This window comes from Streptomyces sp. A5-4, from assembly GCF_051131715.1.
In the GTDB taxonomy this organism is placed as follows: Bacteria; Actinomycetota; Actinomycetes; order Streptomycetales; family Streptomycetaceae; genus Streptomyces.
In genome coordinates, this window is sequence record NZ_CP178591.1 from 6,861,568 (window position 1) to 6,877,361 (window position 15,794).

The following is a 15,794-nucleotide window of genomic DNA, read 5'->3' on the forward strand; positions in this document are numbered from 1 at the left end:
GCCCGATATGAGCCCCGTCCTCGCCGGTGTGCTCCAGCTGCTCGCGCTGATCGTCGCGCTGGGCCTGGCATACCGTCCGCTCGGCGATCACATGGCCGGCGTCTACAACTCGACGAAGCATCTGCGCGTCGAGAAATGGATCTACCGCGCCATCGGCGCGAATCCGCACGCGGAAATGCGCTGGACCGCGTATCTGCGCGGTGTCCTCGCCTTCTCCGCGGTGAGCGTCCTCTTCCTCTACCTGCTGCAGCGCGTCCAGGGCGGCCTGCCCGGCTCGCTCGGCTTCGCGTCCATCGACCCGGACCAGGCGTTCAACACCGCCGCGTCGTTCGTCGCGAACACCAACTGGCAGTCGTACTACGGCGAGCAGGCCATGGGCCACGTCGTACAGACCGGTGGCCTGGCCGTGCAGAACTTCGTCTCGGCGGCCGTCGGCATCGCCGTCGCCGTCGCGCTGGTACGCGGCTTCGCCCGCTCCCGCACCGGTGAGCTCGGCAACTTCTGGTCCGACCTGGTGCGCGGCACGGTCCGCGTCCTGATCCCCGTCGCGGTGATCGGCGCGATCCTGCTGGTCGCCTGCGGCGCCATCCAGAACTTCGCCGGCATCCACGAGGTCGGGCAGTTCGGGGGCGGTACGCAGCAGTGGAACGGCGGCGCCGTCGCCTCCCAGGAAGCCATCAAGGAGCTGGGCACCAACGGCGGCGGCTACTTCAACGCCAACTCGGCCCACCCTTTCGAGAACCCCAACCCGCTGTCGAACCTCCTTGAGATCTTCCTGATCCTCCTCATCCCGTTCGCGCTGACCCGCACCTTCGGCGTGATGGTCGGCAGCATCCGGCAGGGCTACGCGATCCTCGGCACGATGGTGACGATCTGGCTCGGCTTCACCGCCCTGATGATGTGGACCGAGTTCCACCACGGCGGCCCGGCCTTCGACCTCGCGGGCGGCGCGATGGAGGGCAAGGAGACCCGCTTCGGCATCGGCGGCTCGTCGATCTTCGCGGTGGCCACCACGCTCACCTCGACCGGCGCGGTCAACTCCTTCCACTCCTCGTACACCGGCTTCGGGGGCGGCATCACCATGCTCGGCATGCAGCTCGGCGAGATCGCGCCGGGCGGGGTGGGCTCCGGCCTCTACGGCATGCTGATCATGGCGATCGTCGCGGTGTTCATCGCGGGACTCATGGTGGGCCGTACGCCCGAGTACCTCGGCAAGAAGATCGGCACCCGGCAGATCAAGTTCGCCGCGTGCTACATCCTGATCACCCCGGCGCTGGTGCTCTGCTTCACCGCCGCGGCGATGGCCCTGGACACCCCGGGCAACTCGATGACGAACTCGGGCGCGCACGGCTTCTCCGAGATCCTCTACGCGTACACCTCGGGGGCCAACAACAACGGCTCGGCCTTCGCGGGCCTGAACGCGGACACGCAGTGGTTCAACAGCACCATCGGCCTGGTGATGCTGCTCGGCCGCTTCCTCCCGATGGTTTTCGTCCTGGCGCTCGCCGGATCGCTCGCCGAGCAGACGCCGGTGCCCGCGACCGCGGGCACCCTGCGCACCGAGAAGCCGCTCTTCACCGGGCTGCTGGCCGGCACGATCATGATCATCGCCGGTCTGACCTACTTCCCGGCGCTCGCGCTGGGTCCGCTCGCCGAAGGGCTCGCGTCATGAGCACCCACACTGTGACCCGGGCACCGCACCCGGACCTGCCCACTGGCCACGAGCCCGAGGCCGACGGCCGCGTCGGCGCGGGTCTCTTCGACCCCAAGCAGCTGGTCAAGTCATTCCCGGACGCGATACGCAAGCTCGATCCACGGGTGATGATCAAGTCGCCGGTGATGTTCGTGGTGCTGATCGGCTCCGTGCTGACCACCGGCTACGCGGTCGGGGACCCCACCGACTGGTTCGGCTGGGCGATCACCGCCTGGCTGTGGCTGACCACGATCTTCGCCAACCTCGCGGAGGCCGTCGCCGAGGGCCGCGGCAAGGCGCAGGCCGAGACGCTGCGCAAGGCCAAGACCGACACGATCGCGCGACGCGTGGCCGGTGCGAACGAGGAGCGGGTGCCCGGCGCCGAGCTGCGCATCGGCGATCTGGTGGTCTGCGAGGCCGGCGACATCATTCCCGGCGACGGTGACGTCGTCGAGGGCGTCGCCTCGGTCGACGAGTCGGCCATCACCGGCGAATCGGCTCCCGTCATCCGTGAGTCCGGCGGCGACCGCTCGGCGGTCACCGGCGGTACGAAGGTGCTCTCCGACCGCATCGTCATCAAGATCACGACGAAGCCGGGGGAGACCTTCATCGACCGGATGATCAACCTGGTCGAGGGCGCGGCCCGGCAGAAGACGCCCAACGAGATCGCGCTGAACATCCTGCTCGCCTCGCTGACGATCATCTTCCTGCTCGCCGTGGTCACGCTCCAGCCGTTCGCGATCTACGCGGACGCCGAGCAGCCGATGATCGTGCTGGTCGCGCTGCTCGTCTGCCTGATCCCGACGACCATCGGCGCTCTGCTCTCCGCGATCGGCATCGCCGGCATGGACCGGCTGGTGCAGCGCAACGTGCTGGCGATGTCCGGCCGCGCCGTCGAGGCCGCCGGGGATGTCTCCACGCTGCTGCTCGACAAGACCGGCACCATCACCCTCGGCAACCGGCAGGCCGCCGAGTTCCTCCCGGTCGCGGGCGTCGCGGACACCGAGTTGGCGGACGCCGCCCAGCTGTCCTCGTTGGCCGACGAGACGCCCGAGGGGCGCTCGATCGTCGTACTGGCCGAGGAGAAGTACGCCAGGTGTGAGCGCCTTCAGGGTGAACTGGCCGACGCCGAGTGGGTGGCCTTCACCGCGCAGACGCGGATGTCGGGGGTGGACGTGGCCGGGCGCAAGGTCCGCAAGGGCGCCACCGGGTCGGTCGTGGCCTGGGTCAAGGCGCGCGGCGGCAGCGTCTCCGGCGACGCGCAGGCGCTCACCGACCGGATCTCGCAGGCCGGCGGCACCCCGCTGCTGGTGGCGCTGGAGGACGAGCACGGCGCGCGCGTCCTGGGCGTCGTCCACCTCAAGGACGTCGTCAAGGAGGGCATGCGGGAGCGGTTCGACGAGCTGCGCCGGATGGGCATCAGGACCGTCATGATCACCGGCGACAACCCGCTCACCGCCAAGGCGATCGCGGACGAGGCGGGCGTCGACGACTTCCTCGCGGAGGCGACCCCCGAGGACAAGATGGCGCTCATCAAGCGCGAGCAGGCCGGCGGCAAGCTGGTGGCCATGACGGGCGACGGTACGAACGACGCCCCCGCGCTGGCGCAGGCGGACGTCGGCGTGGCCATGAACACCGGAACCTCGGCCGCGAAGGAGGCCGGGAACATGGTGGACCTGGACTCCAACCCGACCAAGCTCATCGAGATCGTCGAGATCGGCAAGCAACTCCTGATCACCCGGGGGGCGTTGACGACGTTCTCGATCGCCAACGACGTCGCGAAGTACTTCGCGATCATTCCGGCGATGTTCGCGGTGGTCCACCCGGGCCTGGACAAGCTCAACATCATGGACCTGTCCTCGCCCAGGTCCGCGATCCTGTCCGCCGTCGTCTTCAACGCGCTGATCATCGTCGCGCTGGTGCCGCTGGCCCTGAAGGGCGTGCGCTACCGCCCGATGAGCGCGGACCGCATGCTGCGCCGCAACCTCGCGGTGTACGGGCTTGGCGGGCTGATCGCCCCGTTCCTCGGCATCAAGATCATCGACCTGCTCATCTCCCTCATTCCTGGCATCGGGTGACGTCATGAACAACCAACTGGGCAACACCGCACGGCTGCTCGGAGCGGCGCTGCGTGCCCTCCTCGTCCTGACCGTCGTCTGCGGAGTCGTCTACCCGCTCGCTGTCACCGGCGTCGCGCAGGCCCTCTTCCCCGCCAGGGCGAACGGGTCCGAGATCCGGAGCGAGGGCAAGGTCGTCGGCTCCGAGCTGATCGGGCAGCGCTACGACCTGCCGCCGAAGAAGGGGCAGGAGACGCCGGACCCCGACCTCAAGTGGTTCCAGCCGCGCCCGTCCAACGGCCTCGGCGCCAACAGCGTCAATACGCAGTACAAGCTCATCCTCTCCGGCGCGACCAACCGCTCCGGAGACAACGAAGAGCTGATCCAGTGGGTCAAGGACGCCCGGGCCGCCGTCGTCAAGGACAACTCGGTGGGTGACTACCGGGTCAAGCCCTCCGACGTGCCCGCCGAGGCCGTCACCTCGTCGGGCTCCGGCCTCGACCCGCACATCCCGCCCGCGTACGCGCAGCTCCAGGCGCACCGGGTGGCCGAGCGGAACGGCCTCGGCTTCCGGCAGGTCGACCGGCTGGTCGAGGAGGTCACCGAAGGCCGCACCCTCGGCTTCGTCGGGGAGCCCCGGGTGAACGTCCTGAAGCTCAACATCGCGCTCAAGGAGCTCGTCGCCGAGGGCTGACGTCCAGGGATCCGCCTTCTCGCGGCCCGCAGTGAACGGCCCGCAGTGATCCGTCCCGTACGGACGCACTGCGGGCCGTTTGCCCTGCTACGCGCCCAGTGGTGGCGGCGCCCATCAGAATCGCGTCAAGGTGCTGCTCAGAGACCACCCCCCGCCCGTTTTGCCGGATTCCGGGGCTGTAGCTTCGAAGCAGCTGCCCCATCGGGCCGCAGCGGATTTCTGAAAGACAATGAGGCCATGGGACGCGGCAAGCTTCGGATCTACCTCGGTGCGGCCCCCGGCGTCGGCAAGACGTACGCCATGCTCTCCGAGGCCCACCGACGGGTCGAGCGGGGCACCGACTGCGCCGTCGCCTTCGTCGAACACCACGGCCGCCCGCGCACCGAGGTCATGCTGCACGGCCTGGAGGAGGTGCGGCGCCGCACGATCGACCACAGGGGCGCCGCCTTCACCGAAATGGACGTCGACGCCGTCCTGGAACGCCGCCCGGCAGTCGCCCTCGTCGACGAACTGGCCCACACCAACGTCCCCGGATCACGCAACGCCAAGCGCTGGCAGGACATCGAAGAGCTCCTGCAGGCCGGCATCGACGTCATCTCCACGGTCAACATCCAGCACCTGGAGTCCCTCGGCGACGTCGTCGAGTCGATAACCGGCGTACGGCAGCGGGAAACCGTCCCTGACGAGGTCGTCCGGCGCGCCGACCAGATCGAACTGGTCGACATGTCGCCCCAGGCCCTGCGCCGCCGCATGGCCCACGGCAACATCTACAAGCCCGACAAGCTCGACGCCGCCCTGTCCAACTACTTCCGCCCCGGCAATCTCACCGCGCTGCGCGAACTCGCCCTCCTGTGGGTCGCCGACCGGGTCGACGAATACCTCCAGCAGTACCGCGGCGAGCACAACATCCGCTCCACCTGGCAGGCCCGCGAGCGCATCGTCGTGGGCCTCACCGGCGGACCCGAGGGCCGTACCCTCATCCGCCGCGCCTCACGGATGGCAGCCAAGGGCTCGGGCAGCGAGATCCTCGCCGTCTACATCGCCCGCAGCGACGGCCTCACCTCGGCCTCGCCCAAGGAACTGGCCGTACAACGGACCCTCGTCGAGGACCTGGGCGGCACCTTTCACCACGTCATAGGCGACGACGTACCGAACGCGCTCCTCGAGTTCGCACGCGGCGTCAACGCGACGCAGATCGTGCTGGGCTCCAGCCGCCGCAAGACCTGGCAGTACGTGTTCGGGCCCGGCGTCGGCGTCACCGTCGCCCGCGACTCCGGGCCCGACCTGGACGTGCACATCGTCACCCACGACGAGGTGGCCAAGGGCCGCGGTCTGCCCGTCGCCCGCGGCGCACGCCTGGGGCGCGGGCGGATCATCTGGGGCTGGCTGGTCGGCGTGGCCGCCCCCGTTCTGCTCTCGCTGCTGCTCACCGGTATGGAGAACGGTCCCGGACTCGCCAACGACGTACTGCTCTTCCTCTTCCTGACGGTTTTCTCGGCGCTGCTCGGCGGCCTGCAGCCCGCGCTGGCGTCCGCCGCCGTCGGCTCCCTGCTGCTCAACTACTACTTCACCCCGCCCGTCCACAATCTGACGGTCAGCGACCCGAAGAACATCGTCGCCATCGTGGTCTTCTTCGCGGTGGCCGTCGCGGTCGCCTCCGTGGTGGACCTCGCGGCCCGGCGCACCCACCAGGCCGCCAGGTTGCGCGCCGAGTCTGAGATCCTCTCGTTCCTCGCCGGGAGCGTGCTGCGCGGCGAGACGACCCTGGACGCGCTCCTGGAGCGGGTGCGCGAGACGTTCGCCATGGACTCCGTGGCGCTCCTTGAGCGCGCCAGCGACATCGACCCCTGGACCTGCGCGGGCAGCGTCGGGCCCAGGCCGCTGGGCCGCCCCGAGGACGCGGACGTGGACATGCCCGTCGGCGACAACCTGGCGCTGGCCCTCTCCGGTCGTGTCCTGCCCGCCGAGGACCGCCGGGTGCTCGCCGCGTTCGCCGCCCAGGCCGCTGTCGTACTCGACCGCCAGCGGCTGGTCGGCCAGGCGGAGGAGGCCCGCAGATCCGCCGAGGGCAACCGCATCCGCACCGCCCTGCTCGCCGCGGTCAGCCACGACCTGCGCACCCCGCTCGCCTCCATCAAGGCCGCGGTGACTTCGCTGCGCTCCGACGACGTCGCCTGGTCCGACGACGACGAGGCCGAGCTGCTCGCGGGCATCGAGGAGGGCGCCGACCGGCTCGACGCGCTCGTCGGTAACCTGCTCGACATGTCCCGCCTCCAGACCGGCACCGTCACCCCGCTGATCCGCGAGACCGACCTCGACGAGGTGGTCCCGATGGCGCTCGTCGGCGTACCCGCCGACAGCGTCCTCCTGGACATCCCCGAGTCGCTGCCGATGGTGGCCGTCGACCGGGGGCTGCTTGAGCGCGCCGTCGCCAACATCGTCGAGAACGCCGTCAAGTACAGCCCGGACGCCGCCCCCGTGAGCGTCGCCGCGAGCGCCTTGGGCGCACGGGTCGAGCTGCGGGTGGCCGACCGCGGCCCCGGCGTCCCCGACGACGGCAAGGAGCGGATATTCGAGCCCTTCCAGCGCTACGGCGACGCCCCGCGCGGCTCTGGAGTCGGCCTCGGCCTCGCCGTCGCCCGCGGCTTCGTCGAGTCCATGGGCGGCACCCTCACCGCCGAGGACACCCCCGGCGGCGGCATGACCATGGTTCTCACCCTCAAGGCGGTCGCCGGACACACCCCGGCGCGCCCCGACCTCCCCGCACAGGTGACCTCGTGAGCGTTTCCCGTACGCCGTGCGGATCCCCGACAGCCCGTACGCCCCGCAGAAAGGCAGGCCCCCGATGACCCGGGTGCTGGTGGTCGACGACGAGCCGCAGATCGTTCGCGCCCTCGTGATCAATCTCAAGGCGCGCAAGTACGAGGTGGACGCGGCCCACGACGGAGCCACCGCGCTCCAGCTCGCCGCCGCCCGCCACCCCGACGTGATCGTCCTGGACCTCGGGCTGCCCGACATGGACGGCGTCGACGTGATCAAGGGGCTGCGCGGCTGGACCCGGGTGCCGATCCTCGTGCTGTCCGCCCGCCACACCTCGGACGAGAAGGTCGAGGCGCTGGACGCCGGCGCCGACGACTACGTCACCAAGCCCTTCGGCATGGACGAGCTGCTGGCCCGGCTGCGCGCCTCGGTCCGCAGGGCCGAGCCGGTCGGCTCCGCCGAGGGCGACGTGATCATCGAGATGGACGACTTCACCGTCGACCTGGCCGCGAAGAAGGTGCACCGCGAAGGCCGCGACGTGCGGCTGACGCCCACCGAGTGGCACCTGCTCGAAGTGCTCGTACGCAATACCGGCCGCCTGGTCAGCCAGAAACAGCTCCTCCAGGAGGTCTGGGGCCCCTCCTACGGCACGGAGACCAACTATCTGCGGGTCTACATGGCCCAGCTGCGCCGCAAGCTGGAAGCGGACCCCTCGCACCCCAGGCACTTCGTCACCGAGCCCGGAATGGGATACCGCTTCGAGCGGTGATCCGTGCGGCCCACTCCCCGGTACGCTTCTGGTATGAGTGCCGTACCTCGTTCGGAGAAGCCTGCCGGCCGGTTCCGCCGCATGCTCGACCGGCTGTCCACCTCGCAGGACGATCTGCACTCCGCGGAGCTGCAGGAGGACGCCCAGGCCGCGGGGTGCTCACGCATCTGCGACTGCGACGACCGCCAGATCGTCAAAGTGACTGGTACGTTGCGCACGGTCACCCTGCGTCCACGCGCCGGCGTGCCCGCCCTGGAGGCGGAGCTGTTCGACGGCACCGCGCCCCTGGACGTGGTGTGGCTGGGCCGGCGGTCCATCGTGGGCATAGAACCGGGACGCAGGCTCATAGCCTCGGGCCGGATATCCATGAGTCACGGACGCCGTGTGCTGTTCAACCCCAAATATGAACTCCGACCGCTCGGACAGGAGTAGCCGGTGACGTCTCTCGACAAGCCGACCACCACGGATCAAGGCAGCAGCGAGGCCGACGACGCGAAAGCCGTCACGGAAGCCGCACTGTTCGAGGCCTTCGGCGGGGTCAGGGGCATGGTGGAAACCGTGCTTCCCGGCCTGTTGTTCGTGACGATCTTCACGATCAACAAAGACCTGCACGTCTCGGCCATCGCCGCCCTCGGGGTGTCCCTGCTGCTCGTCGCCGTACGGCTGATCCGCCGGGACACCGTGAAGCACGCCTTCAGCGGGGTCTTCGGCGTCGCCTTCGGTGTCGTCTTCGCGATGATGACCGGCAACGCCAAGGACTTCTACCTGCCCGGCATGATCTACACGCTGGGCCTGGCCGTCGCGTACATCGGCACCACACTCGCCGGAGTCCCGCTGATCGGCCTGATCCTCGGCCCGGTCTTCAAGGAGAACCTCTCCTGGCGCACCAGGAACCCGGGCCGCAAGAAGGCGTACGCCAAGGCGAGCTACGCCTGGGGCCTGATCCTGCTGGCCAAGTGCGCGATCCTCTTCCCGCTCTACTGGTGGGCCGACACCGCGCAGCTCGGCTGGGTGCTCGTCTCGCTGAAGATCCCGCCGTTCCTCCTCGCGGTCTATCTGACCTGGGTCTTCCTGGCGAAGGCGCCGGCGCCGATCGACGTGTTCGCCGAGATGGAGGCGAAGGAGCAGGCCGAGAACGAGCGCAAGGCGGCCCAGACGCGGAGCAGCGAGGCCTGACCGCCCGTACGCGAAAGAGGTGGGGCCCGGAACCTGGTCGGTTCCGGGCCCCACCCGCGTGTGTACGGAGCTGTCAGCCCGACGTGTCCTGCTTGCGGACCGACAACAGGTCCTCCAGCTGCTCCTCGCGCGCCTGCGCCGCCACGAACAGCAGCTCGTCGCCCGGCTCCAGGGTCTCCTCCGGGGTCGGCGTGAGCACACGCGTACCGCGGATGATGGTGACCAGCGAGGTGTCCTCGGGCCACGCCACATCGCTGACCTGCGTGCCCGCCAGCGCCGACTCGGGCGGCAGGGTCAGCTCGACGAGGTTGGCATCGCCGTGGCTGAAGCGCAGCAGCCGTACGAGATCACCGACGCTCACCGCCTCCTCGACCAGTGCCGACATCAGGCGCGGAGTGGAGACCGCGACATCGACACCCCAGGACTCGTTGAACAGCCACTCGTTCTTGGGGTTGTTGACGCGGGCGACGACCCGCGGCACCCCGTACTCGGTCTTGGCGAGCAGCGAGACGACCAGGTTGACCTTGTCGTCACCCGTCGCCGCGATCACCACGTTGCAGCGCTGGAGCGCGGCCTCGTCCAGCGAGGTGATCTCGCAGGCGTCGGCCAGCAGCCACTCGGCGAGCGGCACCCGCTCCACCGAGATGGCGGTCGGCGCCTTGTCGATCAGGAGCACCTCGTGCCCGTTCTCCAACAGCTCGGCCGCGATGGAACGTCCCACCGCGCCGGCCCCGGCAATAGCGACCCGCATCACTGACCGCCTTCTTCGGGACCCTGCGCGCAGGCGCCCTCGACCTTCGCGATGTCCTCGGTGTGCATCATGACGTGCACCAGATCGCCCTCCTGCAGCACGGTCTGAGACGTCGGCAGAATCGCCTCGCCCAGCCGGGTGAGGAACGCGACACGTACGCCGGTCTCCTCCTGCAGCTTGCTGATCTTGTGGCCGATCCAGGCGGGCGAGGTGTGCACCTCGGCGAGCTGCACCCCGCCACTCGGGTCGCGCCACAGCGGCTCGGCCCCGGACGGCAGCAGCCGCCGCAGCATCTGGTCGGCCGTCCAGCGGACCGTGGCGACGGTGGGGATGCCCAGGCGCTGGTAGACCTCGGCGCGACGCGGGTCGTAGATACGGGCCGCGACGTTCTCGATGGCGAACATCTCGCGGGCCACCCGGGCGGCGATGATGTTGGAATTGTCACCGCTGCTCACCGCGGCGAACGCACCGGCTTCCTCGATGCCCGCCTCGCGGAGGGTGTCCTGGTCGAAGCCGACCCCGTTGACCCGGCGGCCACCGAACCCGGAGCCCAGACGGCGGAAGGCCGTGGGGTCCTGGTCGATCACGGCGACCGTGTGCCCCCGTTGCTCCAAAGTCTGCGCGAGTGCGGCTCCCACTCGTCCGCAACCCATGATGACGACGTGCATCGTCCCGTTACCCCGCACTCCTGGTCGCCCGGCTGACCTGCAGAAACACCCTGTTCACATCTTCCTTCTCGGCTCACCGGGGTGGCGCGGGGCAGAAGTGCCCAACAGTGCCCCGCCCCTGTCTCGGTCCACCGTAGCGGCAACTCCGAACACGCCACCGACCACGCCGTCCATCCCGGTGCCATTCGGGCGCGACGGGCTGCGGGAGGAGGACAGTGGCAGGAGATTCCGTGCCCGTGGGGGGTGGTGGATGAGCGGTGCCCATATCGAACGCTTACGATCCTCTCCGTGTCCAAACTGACCGACGTGCCCAAACGGATCCTGATCGGCCGGGCGCTGCGCAGCGACAAGCTGGGAGAGACCCTTCTTCCCAAGCGCATCGCACTTCCCGTCTTCGCCTCCGACCCGCTCTCCTCCGTCGCATACGCACCCGGGGAAGTGCTCCTGGTGCTGTCCATCGCGGGCGTGTCGGCCTACCAATTCAGCCCGTGGATCGCGGTCGCTGTCGTGGTGCTGATGTTCACCGTGGTCGCCTCGTACCGCCAGAACGTGCGCGCGTACCCGAGCGGGGGCGGCGACTACGAGGTCGCCAACACCAACCTCGGCCCCCGGGCCGGTCTGACCGTCGCCAGCGCCCTGCTCGTCGACTACGTCCTCACCGTCGCCGTGTCGATCTCCTCGGGCATCGAGAACCTCGGCTCCGCGGTCCCCTTCGTCATCGAGCACAAGGTGCTGTGCGCCATCGGTGTCATCGTGCTGCTGACGGTCATGAACCTGCGCGGCGTACGGGAGTCGGGCAAGCTCTTCGCGATCCCGACGTACGTCTTCGTCGCGGGCGTCTTCACCATGATCGTCTGGGGTGCCTTCCGCGGCTTCGCGCTGGGCGACACCATGCACGCGCCGACCTCCGACTACGAGATCAAGCCCGAGCACCAGGGCATCGCCGGCTTCGCGCTCGTCTTCCTGCTGCTGCGCGCCTTCTCCTCCGGCTGCGCCGCGCTCACCGGCGTCGAGGCGATCAGCAACGGCGTGCCCGCGTTCCGCAAGCCCAAGAGCAAGAACGCCGCCACCACGCTCGCCCTGATGGGCGGCCTGGCCGTCACGATGTTCTGCGGCATCATCGGTCTCGCTATGGCCACCGACGTGAAGATGGCCGAGTTCCCGGCGAAGGACCTGATCCACAACGGCGTCGCGGTGGGCGCGGACTACATCCAGGACCCGGTGATCTCTCAGGTCGCCGCCGCGGTCTTCGGCGACGGCACGTTCCTGTTCATCGTGCTCGCCGCCGCCACCGCGCTCGTCCTTTTCCTGGCCGCCAACACGGCGTACAACGGCTTCCCGCTGCTCGGCTCGATCCTCGCGCAGGACCGCTACCTGCCGCGCCAGCTGCACACCCGCGGCGACCGCCTCGCCTTCTCCAACGGCATCGTGCTGCTGGCGGGCGCGGCCATCCTGTTGGTGTGGGTGTACGGCGCCGACTCGACCAAGCTGATCCAGCTCTACATCGTCGGTGTCTTCGTGTCCTTCACGCTCAGCCAGATCGGCATGGTGCGGCACTGGAACCGACACCTGCGGACCGAGAAGAAGCAGGCCGAGCGTCGCCGCATGATGCGCTCGCGCGCGATCAACACCTTCGGTGCCTTCTTCACGGGCATGGTGCTCGTCGTCGTCCTGGCCACCAAGTTCACCCACGGCGCGTGGGTCGCGCTGCTCGGCATGGTGATCTTCTACGGGACGATGAGCGCGATCCGTAAGCACTACGACCGGGTCGCCGAGGAGATCGCCGCCGACGAGGGCCCGTCCGACGACAGCGTCCGTCCGTCGCGGGTCCACTCCATCGTCCTGGTCTCCAAGGTGCACAAGCCGACGCTGCGGGCCCTCGCGTTCGCCAAGCTGACGCGCTCCGACACCCTGGAGGCGCTCTCCATCAGCGTCGACCCGGTCGAGACGAAGGCGCTCAAGGACGAGTGGGAGCGGCGCGGCATCAATGTGCCGCTGAAGATCCTCGACTCGCCGTACCGCGAGATCACCCGGCCGATCATCGAGTACGTGAAGGGCCTGCGCCGCCAGAGCCCGCGTGACGCCGTCAGCGTGTACATCCCCGAGTACGTGGTGGGGCATTGGTACGAGCACCTGCTGCACAACCAGAGCGCCCTGCGGCTCAAGGGGCGGCTGCTCTTCACCCCGGGTGTGATGGTCACCTCGGTCCCGTACCAGCTGGTGTCGTCCGAGGCCGCGAAGAAGCGGGCGAAGCGGCAGCAGAACTGGAGCGCGCCGGGCGCGGTGCGCCGTGGACCGGTGGACCGCCGGCCCAAGGAGCCCTCGGGCAAGAGCTGACCGGCGCGCGCCTCACCGGCGCCGCTTCGCCGTGGTGAACGGCCGGACCACACCCACGTAGACTGGTGGGCTGTAGTCCGGCCGTTCCCCCTTGATCCTCTGGAGTCACCCCGTCATGCAGTCAGAATCCAAGGAAACCAAGGAAACGCGGGACGTGGCGGGGGCCCCGGACGTACACACCACCGACGCGACGGAAGCGCCGGACGCTTCGGCCCCGGCGGAGGCCAAAGCGCCGTTCGTGCCGGACTCGCTGATCGGCACGGAGTACGAGGTCGAGGTCGGCCCCGTCGCCCACGGCGGCCACTGCATCGCCCGCACGGCCGCGGGCCGGGTGCTGTTCGTACGGCACGCGCTGCCCGGTGAGAAGGTCATCGCCCGTGTGACGGACGGCGACGAGACCTCCCGCTACCTGCGCGCCGACGCGGTCGAGGTCATCGAGGCCTCCAAGGACCGCATCGAAGCGCCCTGCCCCTACTCGGGCCCCGGCATGTGCGGCGGCTGCGACTGGCAGCACGCGAAGCCGGGCGCCCAGCGGCGGCTCAAGGGCGAGGTCATCACCGAGCAGCTCCAGCGGCTCGCGGGCCTCACGCCGGAGGAGGCGGGCTGGGACGGAACGGTCATGCCCGCCCCCGGCGACAAGCTGCCCCAGGGCGAGGTGCCCGCGTGGCGCACCCGGGTGCAGTACACCATCGACCCCGAAGGCCACGCGGGACTGCGCAAGCACCGCTCGCACGAGGTCCAGCCCATCGACCGCTGCCTGATCGCCGCCCCGGGCGTCAGCGAGCTGGGCATCGAGAAGCACAAGTGGCCGCAGCTGGCCTCGGTGGAAGCCATCTCCGCCACCGGCTCCAACGACCGCCAGGTCATCCTCACCCCCGAGAAGGGCGGCCGGCTGCCGCTGGTCGAGCTCGACAAGCCCGTCTCGGTCCTGCGCGTGGAGGAGCACGACGGGGGAGTGCACCGGGTGCACGGCCGCGCCTTCGTCCGCGAGCGGGCCGACGACCGCACCTACCGCGTCGGCATGGGCGGCTTCTGGCAGACCCACCCGCAGGCGCCGGACATCCTGCTCAAGGCCGTCATGCAGGGCCTGATGCCGCGCAAGGGCGAGTCCGCCCTCGACCTGTACTGCGGCGTCGGCCTGTTCGCGGGCGGCATCGCGGAGCGCATCGGCGACAAGGGCGCGGTGCTCGGCATCGAGACCAGCAAGCGCGCCGTCGAGGACGCCAGGCACAACCTCCAGGACATGGACTACGTCCGCATCGAGCAGGGCAAGGTCGAGCAGGTCCTGCCCCGCACGGGCATCGCCAAGACCGACCTGATCGTCCTGGACCCGCCGCGCGCGGGAGCGGGCAAGCAGACGGTCAAGCTCCTGTCGGCCCTGAGCGCCCGCCGCATCGCCTACGTCGCCTGCGACCCGGCGGCGCTGGCGCGCGACCTGGCGTACTTCCGCGAGGGCGGCTACAAGCCGCGCACGATGCGGGCGTTCGACCTGTTCCCGATGACGCACCACGTGGAGTGCGTTGTGATTCTTGAGCCGATCAAGAAGGATGCCTGACCTGCCGTTTGGGGTGGTGTGCGGTGTGGGTGTTACGGGCGATATCTTGACGCTGAAATGACGCTCGTGACGCTCACTCTGATGGGTCGTCAGGTATTTCGCGTCGCTGGTCAGGCGGTCTGCTGGCTGCGCGTGTGTGGCAGGTTGCCGGGAATTTCGTGGTGCTCAAGCGGTTTTGCTCGGCCACGTGTGCGTAGTACCCAGTAGGTTCTTCGTCTGCTGGTGGTACCAGGACCATTGCCTTGCTGACCAGTCAAAACAGCGATTTCTGGGCTGTGGTGAGTGGCGATGGTCCTGGAATGGCCCGGATCTTGGTCCGCTGACGACGAGTTGTGGTGCCTTCTACCGCGAGCGGTCTCTCCGGCGCCTGCGCGAGCGTGCGTGGGCCCTCCCCGCTTTGCGATTTCGCTGACGCTGGCAGGAGTACGGGTGCGGGAGGCAGTGAACTCCTGCTTTCGGTAACGACATGGCCCAGATCGGCGCAGCCTGCATGGGGCCGCCCCCGCGCATGCGCGGGGATCACGAGGGCCGCGAGATGTTGGTGCGAGAGGGGGAGGGGCCACCCCCGCATGTGCGGGGACCGCTTCCGGTCCGAACTGCCGCCCCGGCGGGGAGTGAGGAGAGCTCTGTGGCTCACGGGCAGGACTGGCGTTCCGGGGTGTCGGTCCGCGGTGTCCCTGCCTTCGGCTGAGAGCCGCCGACAGGCGTCAGTCCTCCAGCATCGACCTGCGGTGGCCCCCGGACGAGCACTCCCACTGCGGGGTGCCGTCCGTCAGTGCCGGGTGGTAGCCGAGATGATGCGTGGGGCATTCCGGCCAGACTGTCCAGTAGCGCGCCATCACGTAGTCCTGCACTGCTTCGGCGGTGTCGCGCTCGATGTCCGCCCGGTGGATGCCCTGGATACTGATGTTGCCGACCTGGGTCAGACCGGTCGGTTCCAGGGCGTCCGGCGGGGAGGACGACATCGTCTCCTCGATGTCGAGGCCGGTCTCCCGGCGTGCCTGGGCGACGAAGTGGCGCATGTAGTGCTCGGCCAGTTCGATCCTTCGCTGCTGTACCAGGGGCGCGATGCGGTCCGATGGGGCTTCGCCGTTGTCGGAGAAGGTCCGCCACAGGAAGGCCAGGAAGTCGTTGGACGCGTCGATCTCGCCGAGCCCGAGCCACAGGTCCTCGCACAGGCTGCGGGCCCAGGCGAGAAAAGCGGGGGTCAGGGCGTCGGGGCCGTCGCCGGGCGTGTCGGGCATGGGGCGAGCTCCTCGGTGGGGTGCGTACAAGTCCGGGGGGGCCTACGAGCCCGGGGGCCGGCCGTCGACGTGCGGACGGCCGGCCCCCGG

General features: G+C 69.4%; 12 protein-coding genes. 9 read left to right on the top strand and 3 right to left on the bottom strand.

Annotated features, from left to right (window positions below):
• Positions 1-7 precede the first annotated feature (7 nt).
• From kdpA to ACLLJJ_RS32165, 7 genes are all read left to right on the top strand, one after another.
• Complete coding sequence (gene kdpA, locus ACLLJJ_RS32135) at positions 8-1,672, top strand: potassium-transporting ATPase subunit KdpA (RefSeq protein ID WP_434597634.1); 1,665 nt, start codon at positions 8-10, stop codon at positions 1,670-1,672.
• Positions 1,669-3,771, top strand: coding sequence for a potassium-transporting ATPase subunit KdpB (kdpB, locus tag ACLLJJ_RS32140; protein WP_434597636.1), 2,103 nt, complete (start codon positions 1,669-1,671; stop codon positions 3,769-3,771). The genes kdpA and kdpB overlap by 4 nt, the downstream gene beginning before the upstream one ends.
• A 4-nt stretch (positions 3,772-3,775) precedes the next feature.
• Positions 3,776-4,444 carry a potassium-transporting ATPase subunit C gene (locus tag ACLLJJ_RS32145; protein WP_434597638.1) on the top strand — a complete coding sequence of 223 codons (669 nt, stop codon included), beginning with the start codon at positions 3,776-3,778 and terminating at the stop codon, positions 4,442-4,444.
• 237 nt (positions 4,445-4,681) lie between these two features.
• Positions 4,682-7,225: an ATP-binding protein gene (locus ACLLJJ_RS32150; RefSeq protein ID WP_434597640.1), complete on the top strand. Its 2,544-nt coding sequence runs from the start codon at positions 4,682-4,684 to the stop codon at positions 7,223-7,225.
• A gap of 64 nt (positions 7,226-7,289) precedes the next feature.
• Positions 7,290-7,973, top strand: a complete 684-nt coding sequence (locus ACLLJJ_RS32155; RefSeq protein ID WP_434597642.1) for a response regulator — start codon at positions 7,290-7,292, stop codon at positions 7,971-7,973.
• 33 nt (positions 7,974-8,006) lie between these two features.
• The gene (locus tag ACLLJJ_RS32160) at positions 8,007-8,405 is read left to right on the top strand and encodes an OB-fold nucleic acid binding domain-containing protein (protein WP_434597644.1); all 399 of its coding nucleotides are present in this window, start codon (positions 8,007-8,009) and stop codon (positions 8,403-8,405) included.
• Between the two features lie 3 nt (positions 8,406-8,408).
• Positions 8,409-9,149: a DUF3159 domain-containing protein gene (locus tag ACLLJJ_RS32165; protein WP_434597646.1), complete on the top strand. Its 741-nt coding sequence runs from the start codon at positions 8,409-8,411 to the stop codon at positions 9,147-9,149.
• A 73-nt stretch (positions 9,150-9,222) separates the two neighbouring features.
• Here ACLLJJ_RS32165 and ACLLJJ_RS32170 read toward each other — a convergent pair whose 3' ends face one another.
• Both ACLLJJ_RS32170 and ACLLJJ_RS32175 read right to left on the bottom strand, forming a co-directional pair.
• Complete coding sequence (locus ACLLJJ_RS32170; protein ID WP_434597648.1) at positions 9,223-9,900, bottom strand: potassium channel family protein; 678 nt, start codon at positions 9,898-9,900, stop codon at positions 9,223-9,225.
• Positions 9,900-10,568: a potassium channel family protein gene (locus tag ACLLJJ_RS32175; protein WP_434597649.1), complete on the bottom strand. Its 669-nt coding sequence runs from the start codon at positions 10,566-10,568 to the stop codon at positions 9,900-9,902. The genes ACLLJJ_RS32170 and ACLLJJ_RS32175 overlap by 1 nt, the downstream gene beginning before the upstream one ends.
• A gap of 288 nt (positions 10,569-10,856) precedes the next feature.
• Here ACLLJJ_RS32175 and ACLLJJ_RS32180 point away from each other — a divergent pair, with 288 nt between their 5' ends.
• Positions 10,857-12,905, top strand: a complete 2,049-nt coding sequence (locus ACLLJJ_RS32180) for an APC family permease (protein ID WP_434597651.1) — start codon at positions 10,857-10,859, stop codon at positions 12,903-12,905.
• A gap of 115 nt (positions 12,906-13,020) precedes the next feature.
• Positions 13,021-14,460 (top strand): class I SAM-dependent RNA methyltransferase, encoded by a 1,440-nt coding sequence (locus ACLLJJ_RS32185; RefSeq protein ID WP_434597653.1) that lies wholly within the window; start codon positions 13,021-13,023, stop codon positions 14,458-14,460.
• Between the two features lie 707 nt (positions 14,461-15,167).
• Here the strand turns inward: ACLLJJ_RS32185 and ACLLJJ_RS32190 are convergent.
• A complete protein-coding gene (locus tag ACLLJJ_RS32190; protein ID WP_434597655.1) occupies positions 15,168-15,704 on the bottom strand; it encodes a hypothetical protein in 537 nt (178 codons plus the stop codon).
• Positions 15,705-15,794 lie beyond the last annotated feature (90 nt).